13 protein-coding genes and 1 tRNA gene are annotated in these 15,660 nt (G+C 56.6%); 7 read left to right on the top strand and 7 right to left on the bottom strand.

The genetic code is table 11. The features are described from left to right. Positions 1-39: 39 nt before the first annotated feature. Positions 40-1,449 (bottom strand): NADP-dependent phosphogluconate dehydrogenase, encoded by a 1,410-nt coding sequence (gene gnd / locus IEX44_RS01380; RefSeq protein WP_188687954.1) that lies wholly within the window; start codon positions 1,447-1,449, stop codon positions 40-42. An 830-nt stretch (positions 1,450-2,279) separates the two neighbouring features. Here gnd and IEX44_RS01375 point away from each other — a divergent pair. Both IEX44_RS01375 and IEX44_RS01370 read left to right on the top strand, forming a co-directional pair. Then, positions 2,280-2,516: a hypothetical protein gene (locus IEX44_RS01375; RefSeq protein ID WP_188687952.1), complete on the top strand. Its 237-nt coding sequence runs from the start codon at positions 2,280-2,282 to the stop codon at positions 2,514-2,516. 131 nt (positions 2,517-2,647) lie between these two features. After that, positions 2,648-3,052, top strand: a complete 405-nt coding sequence (locus IEX44_RS01370; protein WP_188687950.1) for a hypothetical protein — start codon at positions 2,648-2,650, stop codon at positions 3,050-3,052. Positions 3,053-3,214: 162 nt separating this feature from the next. On the opposite strand, the gene IEX44_RS01365 is transcribed toward IEX44_RS01370, so the two are convergent. Continuing rightward, positions 3,215-3,288, bottom strand: a tRNA-Gly gene (locus IEX44_RS01365). A gap of 417 nt (positions 3,289-3,705) precedes the next feature. Here IEX44_RS01365 and IEX44_RS01360 point away from each other — a divergent pair. Then, positions 3,706-3,999, top strand: a complete 294-nt coding sequence (locus tag IEX44_RS01360) for a hypothetical protein (RefSeq protein WP_188687948.1) — start codon at positions 3,706-3,708, stop codon at positions 3,997-3,999. 91 nt (positions 4,000-4,090) lie between these two features. Here the strand turns inward: IEX44_RS01360 and hutH are convergent, their stop codons facing one another. After that, entirely contained in the window at positions 4,091-5,641 is a 1,551-nt protein-coding gene (hutH, locus tag IEX44_RS01355; protein WP_188687946.1) for a histidine ammonia-lyase, read from the bottom strand. Between the two features lie 349 nt (positions 5,642-5,990). Between hutH and fusA the strand changes: the two genes are divergently transcribed. From fusA to IEX44_RS01335, 4 genes are all read left to right on the top strand, one after another. Then, positions 5,991-8,096 (top strand): elongation factor G, encoded by a 2,106-nt coding sequence (fusA, locus tag IEX44_RS01350; protein WP_188687944.1) that lies wholly within the window; start codon positions 5,991-5,993, stop codon positions 8,094-8,096. 275 nt (positions 8,097-8,371) lie between these two features. After that, on the top strand, positions 8,372-8,812 hold the full coding sequence (locus IEX44_RS01345; RefSeq protein WP_188687942.1) for a hypothetical protein: 441 nt from the start codon (positions 8,372-8,374) through the stop codon (positions 8,810-8,812). 70 nt (positions 8,813-8,882) lie between these two features. Beyond that, a complete protein-coding gene (locus tag IEX44_RS01340) occupies positions 8,883-9,260 on the top strand; it encodes a DUF423 domain-containing protein (protein WP_188687940.1) in 378 nt (125 codons plus the stop codon). Between the two features lie 92 nt (positions 9,261-9,352). Then, positions 9,353-9,703, top strand: a complete 351-nt coding sequence (locus IEX44_RS01335; RefSeq protein WP_188687938.1) for a hypothetical protein — start codon at positions 9,353-9,355, stop codon at positions 9,701-9,703. Here the strand turns inward: IEX44_RS01335 and IEX44_RS01330 are convergent. The 4 genes from IEX44_RS01330 to IEX44_RS01315 form a co-directional block, all read right to left on the bottom strand. Beyond that, positions 9,700-10,233 (bottom strand): P-loop nucleotide/nucleoside kinase family protein, encoded by a 534-nt coding sequence (locus tag IEX44_RS01330; RefSeq protein WP_188687936.1) that lies wholly within the window; start codon positions 10,231-10,233, stop codon positions 9,700-9,702. The genes IEX44_RS01335 and IEX44_RS01330 overlap by 4 nt on opposite strands. Before the next feature lie 94 nt (positions 10,234-10,327). Then, positions 10,328-11,035: a GTP cyclohydrolase I gene (folE, locus tag IEX44_RS01325; RefSeq protein ID WP_188687935.1), complete on the bottom strand. Its 708-nt coding sequence runs from the start codon at positions 11,033-11,035 to the stop codon at positions 10,328-10,330. Between the two features lie 326 nt (positions 11,036-11,361). After that, the gene (locus tag IEX44_RS01320) at positions 11,362-12,336 is read right to left on the bottom strand and encodes a LacI family DNA-binding transcriptional regulator (RefSeq protein ID WP_188687932.1); all 975 of its coding nucleotides are present in this window, start codon (positions 12,334-12,336) and stop codon (positions 11,362-11,364) included. A 92-nt stretch (positions 12,337-12,428) separates the two neighbouring features. Beyond that, positions 12,429-15,476 (bottom strand): beta-galactosidase, encoded by a 3,048-nt coding sequence (locus IEX44_RS01315; RefSeq protein ID WP_188687930.1) that lies wholly within the window; start codon positions 15,474-15,476, stop codon positions 12,429-12,431. Positions 15,477-15,660: the final 184 nt, after the last annotated feature.

Here is a 15,660-nt window from a genome sequence, read left to right as displayed (position 1 = left end):
TGTCGCTGCCGTGGCAGGCCACGGATCGCGTCAGAACGCTTAGAACCACTCAGCGTGGAAGATGCCTTCCTTGTCGGTGCGCTCGAAAGTGTGAGCACCGAAGTAGTCGCGCTGGGCCTGGATCAGGTTGGCCGGCAGGCGCTCAGCGCGGTAGCTGTCGTAGTAGCTGATGGCGGAGCCGAAAGTCGGCACAGCGATACCAGCTTGAACGGCAGCAGCAACCACTTCACGCAGGGCCGCCTGGTACTCGTTGGCAACGCCAGCAAAGTACGGATCCAGCAGCAGGTTGGTCAGGCTCGGGTTCTTCTTGTATGCATCGGTGATGTTCTGCAGGAAGCCCGAACGGATAATGCAACCAGCGCGGAAGATCTGGGCGATTTCACCGTATTGCAGATCCCAGCCGCTTTCGTCCGATTGAGCGCGCATCTGGGCGAAGCCCTGAGCGTACGAAGCAATCTTGGACAGGTACAGCGCGCGACGCACGGCTTCAATGAAGGCGGCCTTGTCGGCGATGGCAGGCTTGGAAGCCGGGCCCTTCAGCACCTTGGCGGCCTGAACGCGTTCTTTCTTCAGTGCGGAGATGAAACGTGCGAACACGGATTCGGTGATCAGGGGCAGCGGTACGCCCAGGTCCAGAGCAGACTTGGAAGTCCACTTGCCGGTACCCTTTTGACCAGCCTGGTCCAGGATCACGTCAACCAGTTCCTTGCCGGTGTCTTCGTCTTTCTTCTTGAAGATGTTGGCAGTGATTTCAACCAGGAAGCTGTCCAGTTCGCCCTTGTTCCAGTCGGCGAATACGTCGGCCAGTTCAGCGTTGGTCAGGCCCAGAACGTTCTTCAGGATGTCATAGGCTTCAGCGATCAGCTGCATGTCGCCGTATTCGATACCGTTGTGCACCATCTTCACATAGTGACCAGCGCCATCCGGGCCGATGTAGGCCACGCACGGTTCGCCATCCGGTGCCTTCGCAGCGATTTGCGTCAGGATCGGAGCCACCAGTTGGTAGGCTTCTTTCTGGCCACCCGGCATGATGGACGGGCCCTTCAGTGCGCCTTCTTCACCGCCGGACACGCCGGTGCCGATGAAGTTGAAGCCCAGGTCCGACAGTTCCTTGTTGCGACGGATGGTGTCGGTGTACAGGGTGTTGCCGCCATCAATAATGATGTCGCCCTTGGCGAGCAGCGGCTTGAGTTGGTCGATGGTGGCGTCGGTAGCGGTACCGGCCTTCACCATCAGCAAAATGCGGCGAGGCGTTTCGAGCGAAGCAACGAATTCTTCCAGTGTCTTGTACGGAACCAGCTTCTTGCCCGGATTTTCCGCGATGACTTCTTCGGTCTTGTCGAACGAGCGGTTGTAGATGGATACCGTATGACCACGGCTTTCGATGTTCAGCGCCAGATTGCGGCCCATGACCGCCATACCGATAACGCCGATTTGTTGCTTGGACATTTCTTCTGCTCCTGTCGATGCGCGTATTCGTGCGAATCGCGCCTGTTCTCAAGATGGAACCGGCCTCGTGGGCCAAACTTGCCAATACAAGACCACCATGGTGTGCGGCCGGTTGCATTGCAAAACAAGGGGTCTTTTGCCGGTAAGGGCAGGTGCTGCACAGATGGCACTTGTTACAGCTAACCCTCTATTTTCTGCCGGGGCGAGGGAGCAAACCGCGCTTTCCAGAAATGACAGAGACCCGAGGCGACTGACAGTGTCAGGTCGCACCAAGGGACGGGCGTCACTGGGTACTGAAGTGAGAAGGCGGGTTATACATCCGGCGCCGGGGCCAGAAAAACCTTCGCATCTTACACCTGTGCGTCAAAAGCTTCCACGTTCAATCGTTAAAACAGTGTTTCCGGCAAGGAAACAAAGTCGCATGAGCTGACGGGTTGTTGCCGTCATCCGCATAGAGCATGGCAGGTGCAGGCGGCGTGTGGCCGTTGTTCTGAACAAACGGGCGCTAGTCGGCGGGAGAAAGGGGCGATGTCAAAGTGTTACGGTGAGCGTAAAGATGGTGGCCATTTGATGGGTGCTCCCTGCCTTTCATGAAGCTTTAATTTATTCATTCAATATATTGATATGTATACATATTTCAATTTCAAGGGTGACTTGTTTCGCGGTTCCTTGCTGTGTTGATTTCAGTGCAATTACTTATGAAGTTGTGGGGTGTGATGTCTACATCATGTGGTAGGCATCCTTACGTTGATATAGGCGTGCGGCGACTCTTGTTCGTTGGCGGGAGGTGTTAGGTTGATTTTTCCATTCCGTTTCCCCAGGAGTTCAACATGTCACGAGAACTGGTCACGCCACAGCAGATTCAGCATTGGTTGTCTGACCGTATCAATGGCGACAGGCTATTGCTTGATGACGGGCATCATCAACATGTGTCCGTGCCGCTAAAGAACGAGCCCGATGCCGATGGGTGCAACTGGAATATCGCAACCTGGCGCAATCCGGCCGGGCATGAAGCAGTCATTGATGCGGCGATGCGCGAGGCGCGTTCACGGTTTAATCTGGAGTAAGCCTCGGGCCCACCGGGTCTGGTTGCGGTCGGGTTCAGGTCGGGGTGTCGCCTTTCTTTGAGTGCGTGTCCCGGCGAGGTGTGAGCTATGGTGGGTGTTTAGTCCTGATGTTTAATCGAGGTAAACCGCACATGGATATTCGCGAGGCGCAATCCCGAATCCTGAGCATCATTACCAGTACATTGGCACCGGTATTGCCTGTTGATCCAGGGGTGGTGGGGCGTTGCGCAGAGTCAGTGGGTGGCCATTTGTATGTATTCATCACGACGCCGCGCCATGTCAGGGCTCCGGATGAAATGAAATACGGGCTGAATCTGGCCTTCGTGATCTCCGAAAAGGGATGGGCTAAATTCAAGCAGGCCCCTGACGATGCGCAAAAAAGATTGCTGCAAACTTTCGAGCAAACCATCCGCGGCAAACTGGCGGAGGCGTTTGAATACTGGAAAGCCAACGTGGATTTCAGTGTGTCAGCGCAGAGCGAGCCTGGCCGAATCACTTTCATCACGTTTGATGATTTCGGGCAGCAGGCAAATTGAGATTTTGATTGTGAGTCCTCGGTATTGCAGGGAGTGAGGGTCTCTAGAAGTGATTTGACTGCAAGAAACGACAAAGGCCGCATTTGCGGCCTTTTTTATTTGCAGTCACTTCAAGTGACTGTCAAACAACCTGCTGCAAGTCATTGAATTTGCAGGTGGTTGTGGAGCGGGCGATGGGAATCGAACCCACGGCACAAGCTTGGGAAGCTTGGGTATTACCATTATACGACGCCCGCAACAGAGCCCGAATGCTACCCGAAGGGCGCCCTGGCGGCAAGTTGGGCGGCGTCGGGTTTTGCGCCAGGTTCAGGCTTGCCTGGTAAATCGTATTTCTGCAGTCGTTCAAAAAGCGCGACTAGTCACGCTTCAGGGGTTGCTTTGTTTGGTGGCAAGTCACAAAAGACGGTGCGCCTGGCTGCCGCCCATGGTCACACAATTGCAATGGGTCAGTTGAGTGGCGGTCACAAAATCGTAGGTTACTGTTTTTAAATAGATATTTAAATGCGTGACGCACACACTGGTGGGCTGGTGATGGGTCACAAAACCGTGGTTTTTCTGTATTAAATGCGCGTAAAAAGCTTGCTTTATTTTGTGACTTGTCACATAATTAGGTCATCTCATTTTAGTTCGCAAGTCACACAAGGAAACCGATCATGAAGCAAGCTGCCGATACGATGACTGCTGAGCTGCCAGGTCTTTCTATGGTGTTGAAGCGTGGCCGGCCATGCGTGGGTATGCGGCCGATGACGGCGGCAGAGCGCAAGCGCCGTAGTCGTCAGATGCGCATGCAAAGTGCGTTGTTGTCGAGTGAAGTGACTAGCGTGCAAGTGCCGGTGCAACTCAATGCGGTGGTTGACGAACGCACGCGCCGCCTGTTGCGCCAGCGTGCGGCGGAGCGTGGTATGACCATGGGTGAACTAATCGATCAGTTGATGGTTCATCTGTAATCCGCACGATTCACTGCACCTCGCTGTGCGGACAAACAAAAGCCGGAGCCCTTGCGGGGTGTCCGGCTTTTGTTTTTGGTGCTGGTGGTATTCAGTCAAACAGCGGAGCGAGCAGGTCTGTGTTGCCGTCCACAAGATTGCCTTCAAGCACCAGTGTGGTGGCAGCGTCGATGTCCGGTGCAAACAGGCGGTCTTTGTCATAGAACGGCACCTTGTCACGCAAGATGCGATGCGTCTGTTGCAGGCGTGGTGAAGTTGCGAGCGGCCGATGGAAATCCACGCCCTGGGCTGCCGCCAGCAATTCAATGCCGACGACTGTGGCGGTATTGCGGGCGATGTCATTGAGTCGTCGACCCGCAAACGTCGCCATGCTGACATGATCTTCCTGGTTGGCCGATGTCGGGAGGCTGTCAACGCTGGCCGGGTGTGCCAGTGTTTTGTTTTCGGACGCCAATGCTGCCGCAGTGACATGCGCAATCATGAAACCAGAGTTCAGTCCGGGTGCGTTGACCAGGAACGGTGGCAAGCCAGAGAGCGAGGCGTCGATCAAAAGGGCGATGCGGCGCTCTGACAATGCGCCGATTTCAGAGATGGCGAGCGCAAGCGTATCGGCGGCAAAAGCAACCGGCTCGGCGTGGAAGTTGCCGCCAGACAAGACCGCGTCTGGTTCGCCGTCCTCACCCGCAAACACCAGCGGGTTGTCAGTGACAGCATTGGCTTCTATCAACAGCGTACGGGCCGCCTGACTGATCAGATCATGGCAAGCGCCCATGACCTGGGGCTGGCAACGCAGGCTATACGGGTCTTGCACGCGCTCGTCGTTTTCCAGATGAGAATGACGAATGACGCTGCCAACCAGTAACTCACGATAGATGTTGGCCAGCTTGATCTGACCGGGCTGACCGCGTACCGCGTGAATCCGCGCATCAAATGGCGCATCACTGCCCCGGGCCGCGTCAATGCACAGGGCGCCAGACAATGTAGCGGCTGCAAAGACGCGTTCAGCCAGGAATAGGCCGTTGAGTGTCAATGCAGTGGAAACCTGTGTGCCATTGATGAGTGCCAGTCCTTCCTTGGCGGCGAGGCGTAGCGGTGTAATGCCTGCATTCACCAGTGCCTGGGCTGCGGGAAGACGTACGCCATCGACCCAGGCATCGCCTTCACCCATCAACGTCAGCGTCATGTGCGACAGCGGTGCAAGATCGCCCGATGCGCCCACCGATCCCTTGGCTGGAATATGCGGCACGATGCCCGCATTGAGTACGGCGAGCAGTGTTTCCACAACCAGCGGACGCACGCCGGAAAACCCGCGCGCCAGACTGCCAATCTTCAATGCCATCACAAGGCGGGCCACGGCCGGACTTAATGCTTCGCCCACGCCAACGGAGTGCGACAGGATCAGGTTGCGCTGCAGTTCTTCCAGTTGCTCATCAGGGATCCGCGTATGCGCCAGCTTGCCAAAGCCGGTGTTGATGCCATACGCCGCCTGGCCTTTGCCAAAAATGCGTGCCACGACATCTGCTGAAGATTGCATGGCGGGCCAGGCCGACTCATCCAGCAGGAGGTTGTGCGGAGTCAGCCAGAGTTGGCGCAGGTCTTGCAATGTGAAATGGCCGGGTTGCAGGTGGAGGGTCTGGCTCATGCTGTTTTCCGTGTCTGGTTTTGCCCTGCTGGCAGTGTGGTTGATTTCTGATCATGCCGCCCTGATTACTGTGTGGGCAGGCAAAGCAGTTGGCGGGATAAAGGCGTGCATTTCAGGGGTTTTGGGTTGTATATACAATTGCCATAAACCCGCACGCAAGGTCTTTCGGCCAGGGCAGCCCCCTGTTGCCGGGCAGGTTTGTCCGGCGTGCAGATGGGCAAGAATGATCGCGACCCGCTATGTTGAAACAGCACCGTGCTGTCGCATTGCTTTTGCCGCCGCTGGCGTCTGGCCGTTATCGCAAATCGGCCGCGCCGGTGAGTTCAGGCCTACAACGTGAGAGGTTCCCGTGTCCCGCAAAACGCCCATCGAGCGCTATCGCAATATTGGTATCAGCGCACATATCGACGCCGGTAAGACCACAACCACCGAGCGCATCCTGTTCTACACCGGCGTGAATCACAAAATTGGTGAAGTCCATGATGGCGCCGCCACCATGGACTGGATGGAGCAGGAACAAGAGCGCGGGATCACCATCACGTCTGCGGCGACAACGGCGTTCTGGAAAGGCATGGCTGGCAATTACCCTGAGCACCGCATCAACATCATCGACACGCCAGGGCACGTGGATTTCACCATTGAGGTGGAACGGTCCATGCGTGTGCTAGATGGCGCCTGCATGGTGTATGACTCGGTCGGCGGCGTGCAGCCGCAATCTGAGACCGTCTGGCGTCAGGCCAACAAATACAAAGTGCCGCGCATTGCCTTTGTGAACAAAATGGATCGCGTGGGTGCGGACTTTTTCCGCGTTCAACGGCAGATTGGCGAGCGCCTGAAAGGCGTGGCGGTGCCCATCCAGATTCCGGTTGGCGCGGAGGATCATTTCCAGGGTGTGATTGACCTCGTGAAAATGAAAGCAATCATCTGGGATGACACCAGTCAGGGTGTGCACTTTGAATACGGCGAGATCCCTGCGGATCTGCGTGATACCGCCCAGGAGTGGCACGACCGCATGGTTGAAGCCGCGGCAGAGGCCGAAGAGGGCTTGCTGGATAAATACCTTGGTGGCGAAACGCTGACGGAGGAAGAGATCAAGCGCGCCCTGCGTAAACGCACCGTCGCCAATGAAATCGTGCCCATGCTGTGTGGCAGCGCCTTCAAGAACAAGGGCGTGCAAGCCATGCTGGATGCGGTGATCGACTATCTGCCATCGCCCATTGATGTGCCGGCAATTTTGGGGCACAGCGAAGACGACCAGGAAATTGAGCGCCACCCCAGCGACGACGAACCGTTCTCTGCGTTGGCCTTCAAGATCATGACCGACCCGTTCGTGGGGCAGTTGACGTTCTTCCGGGTTTACTCGGGCGAGGTGCATTCTGGCGATACCTTGTACAACCCGATTAAACAGAAGCGGGAGCGGCTGGGGCGGATTTTGCAAATGCATGCCAATAATCGGGCCGAGATCAAGGATGTTTACGCTGGCGATATTGCGGCGGCGGTGGGGCTGAAAGAGGCTACAACCGGCGATACGCTGTGTGATCCGGACAAAATCATCATTCTGGAAAAGATGGTTTTCCCGGAGCCGGTCATTTCGCAGGCGGTAGAACCCAAGACCAAGGCTGACCAGGAAAAAATGGGCATTGCGCTTAACCGGCTGGCGCAGGAAGACCCTTCTTTCCGCGTGCATACGGATGAGGAGTCTGGCCAGACCATCATTGCGGGTATGGGTGAGCTGCACCTGGAAATTCTGGTCGACCGCATGAAGCGGGAGTTTCATGTTGAGGCGACCGTGGGCAAGCCGCAGGTGGCATACCGCGAGACCATCCGCACCAAGGTGGAAGGGGTCGAAGGCAAGTTCGTCAAACAGTCGGGTGGCCGTGGTCAGTACGGGCATGCTGTGATCACGCTGGAACCCGCGCAGCAAGGCAAAGGCTATGAGTTTGTGGATGCCATCAAGGGCGGGGTGATTCCGCGTGAATTCATCCCGGCCGTAGACAAGGGCATTCGTGAGGCCTTGCCCACCGGTGTGCTGGCGGGTTATCCGGTGGTGGACGTGAAAGTAACGCTGACGTTTGGTTCGTACCACGACGTGGATTCCAACGAAAACGCCTTCCGCATGGCGGGTTCGATGGCATTCAAGGAAGCCATGCGTCGTGCCAAACCGGTTTTGCTGGAGCCGGCGATGGCGATCGAAGTGGAAGCCCCGGAAGAGTTCATGGGCAATGTGATGGGTGATCTTTCTTCCCGGCGCGGCATGGTGCAAGGCATGGAAGACATTGCGGGTGGGGGTGGCAAGCTGATCCGTGCCGAAGTGCCGCTGGCAGAAATGTTTGGCTACTCGACCACGTTGCGTTCGCTGACGCAGGGTCGTGCGACGTACAGCATGGAGTTCAAACATTACTCAGAGGCGCCCCCCACCGTCACGCAGGCGATCGTGAGCACCCGGCACGGCTAGTCTGTTTTTGAGTGTTGTCTCACGCCCCGAGGTCCGGATGCATTGATCTGGCCTCGGGGCTTTGCTGTGCCGGGCGGATTGCTGTGAAAGCTTCCTCCTGATGAAGGCAGATCAACGGATGCGGGTGGGGGACGAACGCGCAGTTTCTATATTATTTTTCGCTTATATTTGGTTTTGTGTGACGTAACAAGTCGGTGACAGCGCAGGCGGGGCGGTCCGAAATTGCGCGGTGCAACTGGCTGAGTCCCAAAACCAAATCAAAAACAGGAACTTGTATGCGTCATCTGGCTCTTTGCGGGCTGCTGTCCCTGGTGATCATGGCGGGCTGTGCCATGCCAGGGAGTGATGCTGGTGTGCCGAGGGCGGCGTCTGCACCGGCTTCGGCTCCAGTCAGCGTGATTACGCCGACTCCGACGCCCACGCCTGTGCCTGTTCTTGTGGCCAAGCCGCGCCACAAGACCAAAACGGCCAGTACCGTATCGGCCGTGACTGGCAAACCGGCGGCAGGTAGCAAGTTTGCCCGGCTACGTATTGGCATGTCGCGTAAGCAGGTTGAGTCACTCATTGGTTTGCCCGGTGACGTTAAAACCACGCAAGCAGGGGCGTATACGCACGACGAAACGTTCTATCAGCACGAAGGCAGTTTGTTGTTTGTCAAAAACGGCGCTGTACTAAGTCATATCACAGTCGATACCACTGCATCCGGTTATCAATAACCCGGACTGATCGTCATCCGGGCTATGATGCCTGGCTTCGGCAGGTGCGCCGTAGCTTTGGGGGAAAAGCTTGAACGATCGTCACATGTTGTTGGCCGGCGCGGCCAATATGTTTATTGCCGTCGGGGCGGGTGCTTTCGGTGCTCACGGCCTGAAAGCCGTACTCACACCAGGCATGTTGGCGATCTGGCAAACCGGCGTGACTTATGAAGCTAGCCACGGCCTTGGGTTGTTGCTGCTCTGTGCACTGTGGCCGCGGTTCTCGGTGACTTTGTTGTCTCGGGCAGCGTTGCTCATGCTGGCGGGTATTGTTCTGTTCAGCGGCAGTCTTTACGCGCTGGCTCTAACAGGGATTCGCCCGTTGGGCGCAGTGACGCCGTTTGGTGGTCTTTGCTTTTTGCTGGCATGGGCCACAGTGGTGATGGCCGGGTGGCGTCGCCGGGGGTGATGCCGGCTTTGCTGGCATTGACCGGTTTTACGCAACCGGGCTTACGCCATTTGCATAATCACACTCATCTTTTCCCAAAGGGGTGTGACTTGATGAGCACTACGCCGTTTGATGGTGCCTGGAAGCTGGTTTCTGGTGAATGCATGGATAACGGCCAGATGATGCACTACGACATTGACGGGATTTCCTCACGCAAGGTCATCGCTGGCGGGCACTTCACATTTGTCACACATAAAAACGGTATTTTCTGGTCCGCGGGTAGTGGTCGTGTACGGTTTGAACGTGGCGTGTATACCGAATCGCCAGATATGGGCACGTTCCCGCCCGATGCCATGCGTGACTATGTCTTTGAGGCGCGCCTGGAGGGTGATCTTTGGCACAACGCGCGTTTTGAAAACGGCGAGCGCGTGGAGTATGAAATCTGGCAGCGTATTGGCGCTTAATCCTGCCATATCTTTTCTGATTGCGGGTGCGTGGCCTGAAGTTGTGCCAAAAGCAGGGTCAAGGCAGCAGCGGGTGTGTTGAACGCCATGTCGATTTGCTGGTGCGGTGCTGACCAGGGTTCATATTCACGCGCTTCCACTTCTTGCCACGTGGGTTGCGCGTGGCCTGGAATGTCTGCCTCCCGTTCTTCAACACGTTGCTGATGGATTGCCGCATCAGAGCAGATGCATTCCACTTCAAATAACGCGGTCTTTGCTTCCGCAGCCAGATCTCGCCAGATTTGTCGTACGAATTCCAGCGCATTCACTGCATCGACCACGACCGTGGTGCCGGCAGAGAGATTTTCTGCGGTGACGGCATGCGCCACCGTATAACCCGCTGCACCAATTTCTGTGCCGGCAGGAAACGCCCGCACCATGGCTTGTTCCAGCGTATCAACCCGCACGTAAGTGGCTTGCAATTCCTTTGCCAGCAAGCGGGCCAAGGTGGTTTTGCCCGTACCGGGCAAGCCGCCAAAAACAATGAGCATGAAAATCCCTCGATAGAGTCTTTGAGCTTCATTGTAGACAGCACCAACAAAAAGCCCGGTACTGACCGGGCTTTTTGTTGGGTGGTGCTAAAACCTAGCGGTGCATCAGCGCCAGAAACTCGCGGCGAAGCGTGGCATCTTTCAGGAATGCGCCACGCATCACGCTGTTGGTCATTTTGGCGTCCACGTCCTTCACGCCGCGCCAGTGCATGCAGAAATGGTCGGCTTCCATCACGATTGCCAGACCATCCGGTTGCAGGCGCGCTTGCAGCAGGTCGGCCACTTGCGTGACTGCCTCTTCCTGGATTTGCGGGCGGCTCATGACCCATTCAATCAAACGTACATATTTAGACAGTCCGATCAGATTGGAGTGCTCGTTGGGCATGATGCCTACCCAGACGCGACCAATGATCGGGCATAGATGATGTGAGCACGCGCTTCGGACGGTGATCGGACCGACGATCATCAACTCATTCAGACGTTCAATATTGGGAAATTCAGTCACTGGCGGCATGGGTTGATAGCGGCCGTGGAATACTTCCTTGATGAACATCTTGGCCACGCGCCGGGCGGTGTCCTGGGTGTTGTGGTCACTTTCGGTGTCAATCACCAGGCTTTCCAGAACGCCACGCAGTTTTTCTTGTACTTCAGCCTGCAGTTCATCCAGTTCGCCCTCTTTGATAAAGGCGGCAATGTTGTCATTGGCGTGGAACCGGGCTTTGGCCTTGGTGAGTCGGGCACGGATGCGTTGCGAAACCGCGTCGGGTTTGGCTGCAGCGTATTCCGATCCTTTTTTGGGCATGGCGTTTACCTTTGTTTTTCAGAGCAAAATCACGGCGAAGTTTAACTGCTTTCATCTGTCAGGTAAAAACCGGGGCAGTGAAATACCTTCATGAAAACATGACGTTTGCTTAATGTCAGGTTGTGGCAAAAATTGTTTTCCCTTAACGCGTTCCGATGAATGGTTTCAATGAAATCATGGAGTTGCGACGTATTTACAAGGGGAAGGTATCGCAATTTGTCTATTTTTTGTGCATAATTGACTGGTCTAATTGTTAGCACGCTTAGACATTTGTACAGGAATATTCTCCTGCCCCGCCATGAGCGGGGTTTTTTTATGCCTGCCGTTTATGCAGCGCTGCTTTCACGCACGATCAGTTTGACGGGGAGCAAGCGCTGTACATCTGCTTGTTGGTCCAGCAATAAGCTCACTGCTTCGTACCCCAAACTGGTTTTGTCGACCGCCAGTGTCGTGAGGGGAGGCTTAACGTGCGCAGCTGCACCCAGATCGTCAAACCCGACAAAAGCGATGTCTTGTGGAATGCGCAAGCCCGCCTCGCGGCATACGCGCATGGCCGCGATGGCGGTGGCATCGTTATAAGCAAAAACAGCGTCAGGCGGGTTGGGGAGTGCCAGCAACTCACGCATGGCAACCGGAGCGCCGTCGACAATATCCATGCCTGGTGGAATGAGCGCTTCCAGCGCAGGATCAGCCAGTATGCCGGCATCAAACAGCGCCTGCCGATAACCGCGCTCCCGCAGGCGGATTGAGTAATGCGCCAGCGAGCCAGATAAAAACGCGATGCGCTTGTAACCGCAGTCGATCAGGTGTCGAGTTGCCAGCCAGGCGCCTTGCTGGTTGTCGGTGTTCACCGCGGGCCAGTCCGGCGCATTCATATCTGAAAGCACATGGGGTTTGCCCAGGCTGCGCAGGATGGCCAGTGTTTCTGGTTCGAAAAAACCAATGCACAACAGGGCGTCTGGCTCATGGTGCATGACCTGACGTTTGACCGGTTTGCCCGGCTGTAACGACATCACCGTGCAGGTTAACTGGTTTTCCAGGCAGAAGGTTCGGGCGCCGGTAATGACCTCTGAGTAAAACGGATTGGCCAGGGGATCGCCATGTGCCGAGTGCAGCAGGCAGAGAACTTTACGAATCGGATCACGCCGCAGTCGGCCCTGGTCATAACCCATGTCCTGTGCCAGTTGCACGATGCGCGCACGCGTATCGGCCGATAGCCCGGGCTGTTGTTTGAGTGCGCGGGACACCGTACCAACCGAAACGCCCGCCGCACGGGCTAGATCACGAATATTGACCGACACGGGTCGTCCTTTTAATGCTGATCAGGGGAACTGGCGCGCAGATTAACGCGGCATGGTGCAAAACGGTGCACCGCAGTCTTCGCCACTGATGCTCAGTCGCAGGTGACTGGCTGATCGGCCAGCGTGCGCAAGATATTCCCCGATGCATCCGTTGCCAGCAGTAAAGCCCGCCCCGCAGCCAGCACCGTGCGGTAAATGCGCTGTGTTGCCGCATCTACCCATGTCAGCGCTGCGTCCTGACTGGTTTCGCTCACGGCGATCCACAAAGCGCCGTTGGCAAAAGCTTGTTTTTGCAAGAATACGCCCACGGGTGTTACCTCATGCCATTGCCACGGCGCACTCACGCCGCTCGTATCCATTGCCTTGCGATAAACAGCCTCGAGTGTGTCGGTACGCAGGTTCAGTTCCAGGGGTAACGGACACCATAGAATCCGGCCCTTGCCACTGCGGATTTCGACCAGTTCGGCCCCTGCATGGTTTTGTGCGCCGCTGCTGAGCCGGCCGATCGCCTCGCCGCCAAAGCTGGCGCGTAATGTCTGATCGCCCAATTGCAGTGTTTCTTCGCGACTCAGGTTGCGTACACGCGCATTGGAGAAACCGGCGCGAGTTGTTGGTCGCCAGTATTCATCCAGCGTGGCGGGGCCGGTGAGCAGCACGGTCAGGTCATGTTGTGCCAGCAGTTGTTCCAGCGTGCGCCAGGTGCTCGTATGAAGATTGTGCGGGCAGGGCAGCAGGATCAGTTTCGGGACATCGACAAACAGGCTGCTCAAATCAAGATCGCTGACCGCGCGCAGTGGCAAGCCCAGTTCAAAGAAACAACTTCGGGCCAGTTGTTGGGTGGCATCAAGCGCAGATCGCCGGTTGCTGTAGTCATTGCTGAATGGGTAGATCACTGCAGCTTCAGGCAAAGTGCGATCGGCCAATGCCAGCGGCAAATTGGCGAAGAAGCGGCCGAAACGCGGTGTCACCATGGCTTCCGGTTTTAACGAGCCATCGGCACGGCAAGCACCAATGTGAGACTCATTGATGTTGTCCATGTGGTAGTTGATGTTCCAGATCCACTGCACAGCCCCGGCGTTGCCACTGGTGTAGGCATAGGCATATTTGCGCTCCAGCAGGGTCATCAACTCGGCTTCGGAACGGCGCGAACGACCGTCAGGACGCTCAACGTGCATGATGCCGGTTTCCTGAATCAGGCTGGGTTTGCCGGGTGTTTTACTGAACAGGCTGTCCCATGCCAGTGCGTCATTCAGCCACCAGCTATGCACGGTGGTGTAATCCACGGCGGCTGCATAAAAGAATGGATGAGGACGCTGCTGGCCAAGCGCTTCGTCTTGCCCTACACAGACCATCAATTGCGGCGTGATGGCGCGCAAGGTGCCGGCCAGGTCAGCCGCCCATTCGGCGTGCATGGCTTGGGTGAACAGGCTGTAATCCAGCCAGATGCCATGCTGTTTGGGCAAAATTTCAGTGTTATTGAAGCCGACGTCTTCCGGTTGTGGCGGCAAGACGGCGTTCCAGTCTGGCATCTGGGCCGGGCTGACGTCCCAGCGTGCTTGCCAGACCGTGATGTCCGGCTCGCGTTGTTGCAGCCAATGCCGAAACGCATTGATTTCGTGCGGGTCGCCCAGGGTGCGCGGCCCGACAAAAATGCGTGCCGGGTCAAACAGGGAGGGTTCGTTGATCAAGTCCCAGTGGACGTACGTGGTCTGGGTATGACGACTGGCCACGGCACGCAAAAACCGTTTTTGGGCAGCACGCGAACGCGGGTCCAGCCACGGGTTGCTGCCTTCCCACGCTTCTGGTGTAAATGCAAAGAAGGTGAAGCAGGTTTCCAGGCCATGACTGGCCGCAGTGAGGATGAATGCATCAATCGCACGCAACAAGGCCTCATTGCTATGGCCATCGACAAACATGGCGTGACGCCACGCGCTCCAGATGCCTGTACGCAGATAATTGACCCCCATGCCGGCCAGTGTGGCCATGTCGGCATCCCACGTGGCTGCATTGGGTAGTTGCAGGAATTTTCTGTGAACGTCGCTAGCCATATAGGTCATGCCCACAATGGGCATGGGCTGGCCATTGCGTTCAAAGTAATCTTTTCCGGGCTTGAGCGGCGCACCCGCGCGGAGTAGTGCTTCGTCCCGCCCCCAGAAACCTTGTTCCTGCTGGATGGTGTCGCTGCCACAAGTGAGTGTGGCGGAGAGACGGTACAGCCCCGGTTTAACAGTCAGGGGCAGGGTGATCCGCCGGTTCATGAGGCCGTCGACGAGCGCCAGCACAAACGTATCGTGCCAAACCACGGCTGCGTTATGGGTGATCTGCAGGCTGATTTGCCAGGGTGACTGGCATGCCGCGCCCAGTGCTTCACCCTGCAGCGTCAAAGTGGGGGTTTCTCCGGGCTCGTAGCAGGCGAAATCCGGCTTGATCCACCATTCGGTAACACCGGCTGCGGTGTGTTCGGCCAGTTGTCTGAGGAGCACTGTGCCGCCATCAGCCCAGAACCGCGCATCTGGCGTGGTGTTGATGAAAATTTGCCGCGAACCGGCGGCAGGGCCGCGCAGGCGTTCAATCATGACCACCGGGCTGGCGACGGTCAGTCCTTGCGCATCGCAGGCTCGCAGCAAAGGGTAAATGCGTGCGTCCATCGGACCGGCAGAGCCCGAATCCTGGGGTTGGTCTTTGTGCCTGGTGGGCATGAGCACGAACCCGTCTGTGGCGGCATCGGGCTGGAGCAAATGGCGGAATTCCTCCAGCCAGCCGTAGGTGTCGCCAGCCGCGATGTGGGTGGCACTACTGGCATCGACGGCCATGATCTCGTGGATGTCCAGGTCACGAAACAGTGCGGCTTGTTCGTAAAGTGTGTTGCTATCGAGGCGTGTGAACGCATTGCGCCCGATACTGATCAGGCCGCCGCCACGTTGTATAAAGCCAGTCACTGCAGCCCAGGCTGCACGTTCAATGAAGGCACCGTGCAGATGCAGAAAGGTGTCACCTGCACCGGCTTGTTTTAGTGCAGTGACCAGACTTGCAGCGTCACTGCAATGCCGAGCATTGGGCAGTGCTTCAAGCAACGCAGCGGCATCAGGCAAAACGCCATGATGAGCAAGGGAGGGGTTCAGATATACAAATGTGGTCATGACCTGATTCCGTAGGCGCTTGATAGTACGTGGCAGACAATATTGTTTATCAAAAATTCATAAAATAGATAAACAACGGCAATGTTGTGCCACGTCGTCGAGGGGAGCAAGCCTTTAACGCCTGAACGGCAAATCTGTGCAATTCAGGTCAAATCCTGGCCCGGAATGCGCATAAAAAAACCGG

Source organism: Silvimonas amylolytica (genome assembly GCF_014645555.1).
Classification (GTDB): Bacteria; Pseudomonadota; Gammaproteobacteria; order Burkholderiales; family Chitinibacteraceae; genus Silvimonas; species Silvimonas amylolytica.
Note: the sequence above shows the minus strand (reverse complement) of the source record. Positions and strands in the feature narration are given on the sequence as shown.

Coding starts and splice junctions, on each gene's coding strand:
- gnd (WP_188687954.1), bottom strand. CDS start 1,449: ATGTCCAAGCAACAAATCGGCGTTATCGGTATGGCGGTCATGGGCCGC.
- IEX44_RS01375 (WP_188687952.1), top strand. CDS start 2,280: ATGTCACGAGAACTGGTCACGCCACAGCAGATTCAGCATTGGTTGTCT.
- IEX44_RS01370 (WP_188687950.1), top strand. CDS start 2,648: ATGGATATTCGCGAGGCGCAATCCCGAATCCTGAGCATCATTACCAGT.
- IEX44_RS01360 (WP_188687948.1), top strand. CDS start 3,706: ATGAAGCAAGCTGCCGATACGATGACTGCTGAGCTGCCAGGTCTTTCT.
- hutH (WP_188687946.1), bottom strand. CDS start 5,641: ATGAGCCAGACCCTCCACCTGCAACCCGGCCATTTCACATTGCAAGAC.
- IEX44_RS01345 (WP_188687942.1), top strand. CDS start 8,372: ATGCGTCATCTGGCTCTTTGCGGGCTGCTGTCCCTGGTGATCATGGCG.
- IEX44_RS01335 (WP_188687938.1), top strand. CDS start 9,353: ATGAGCACTACGCCGTTTGATGGTGCCTGGAAGCTGGTTTCTGGTGAA.
- IEX44_RS01330 (WP_188687936.1), bottom strand. CDS start 10,233: ATGCTCATTGTTTTTGGCGGCTTGCCCGGTACGGGCAAAACCACCTTG.
- folE (WP_188687935.1), bottom strand. CDS start 11,035: ATGCCCAAAAAAGGATCGGAATACGCTGCAGCCAAACCCGACGCGGTT.
- IEX44_RS01315 (WP_188687930.1), bottom strand. CDS start 15,476: ATGACCACATTTGTATATCTGAACCCCTCCCTTGCTCATCATGGCGTT.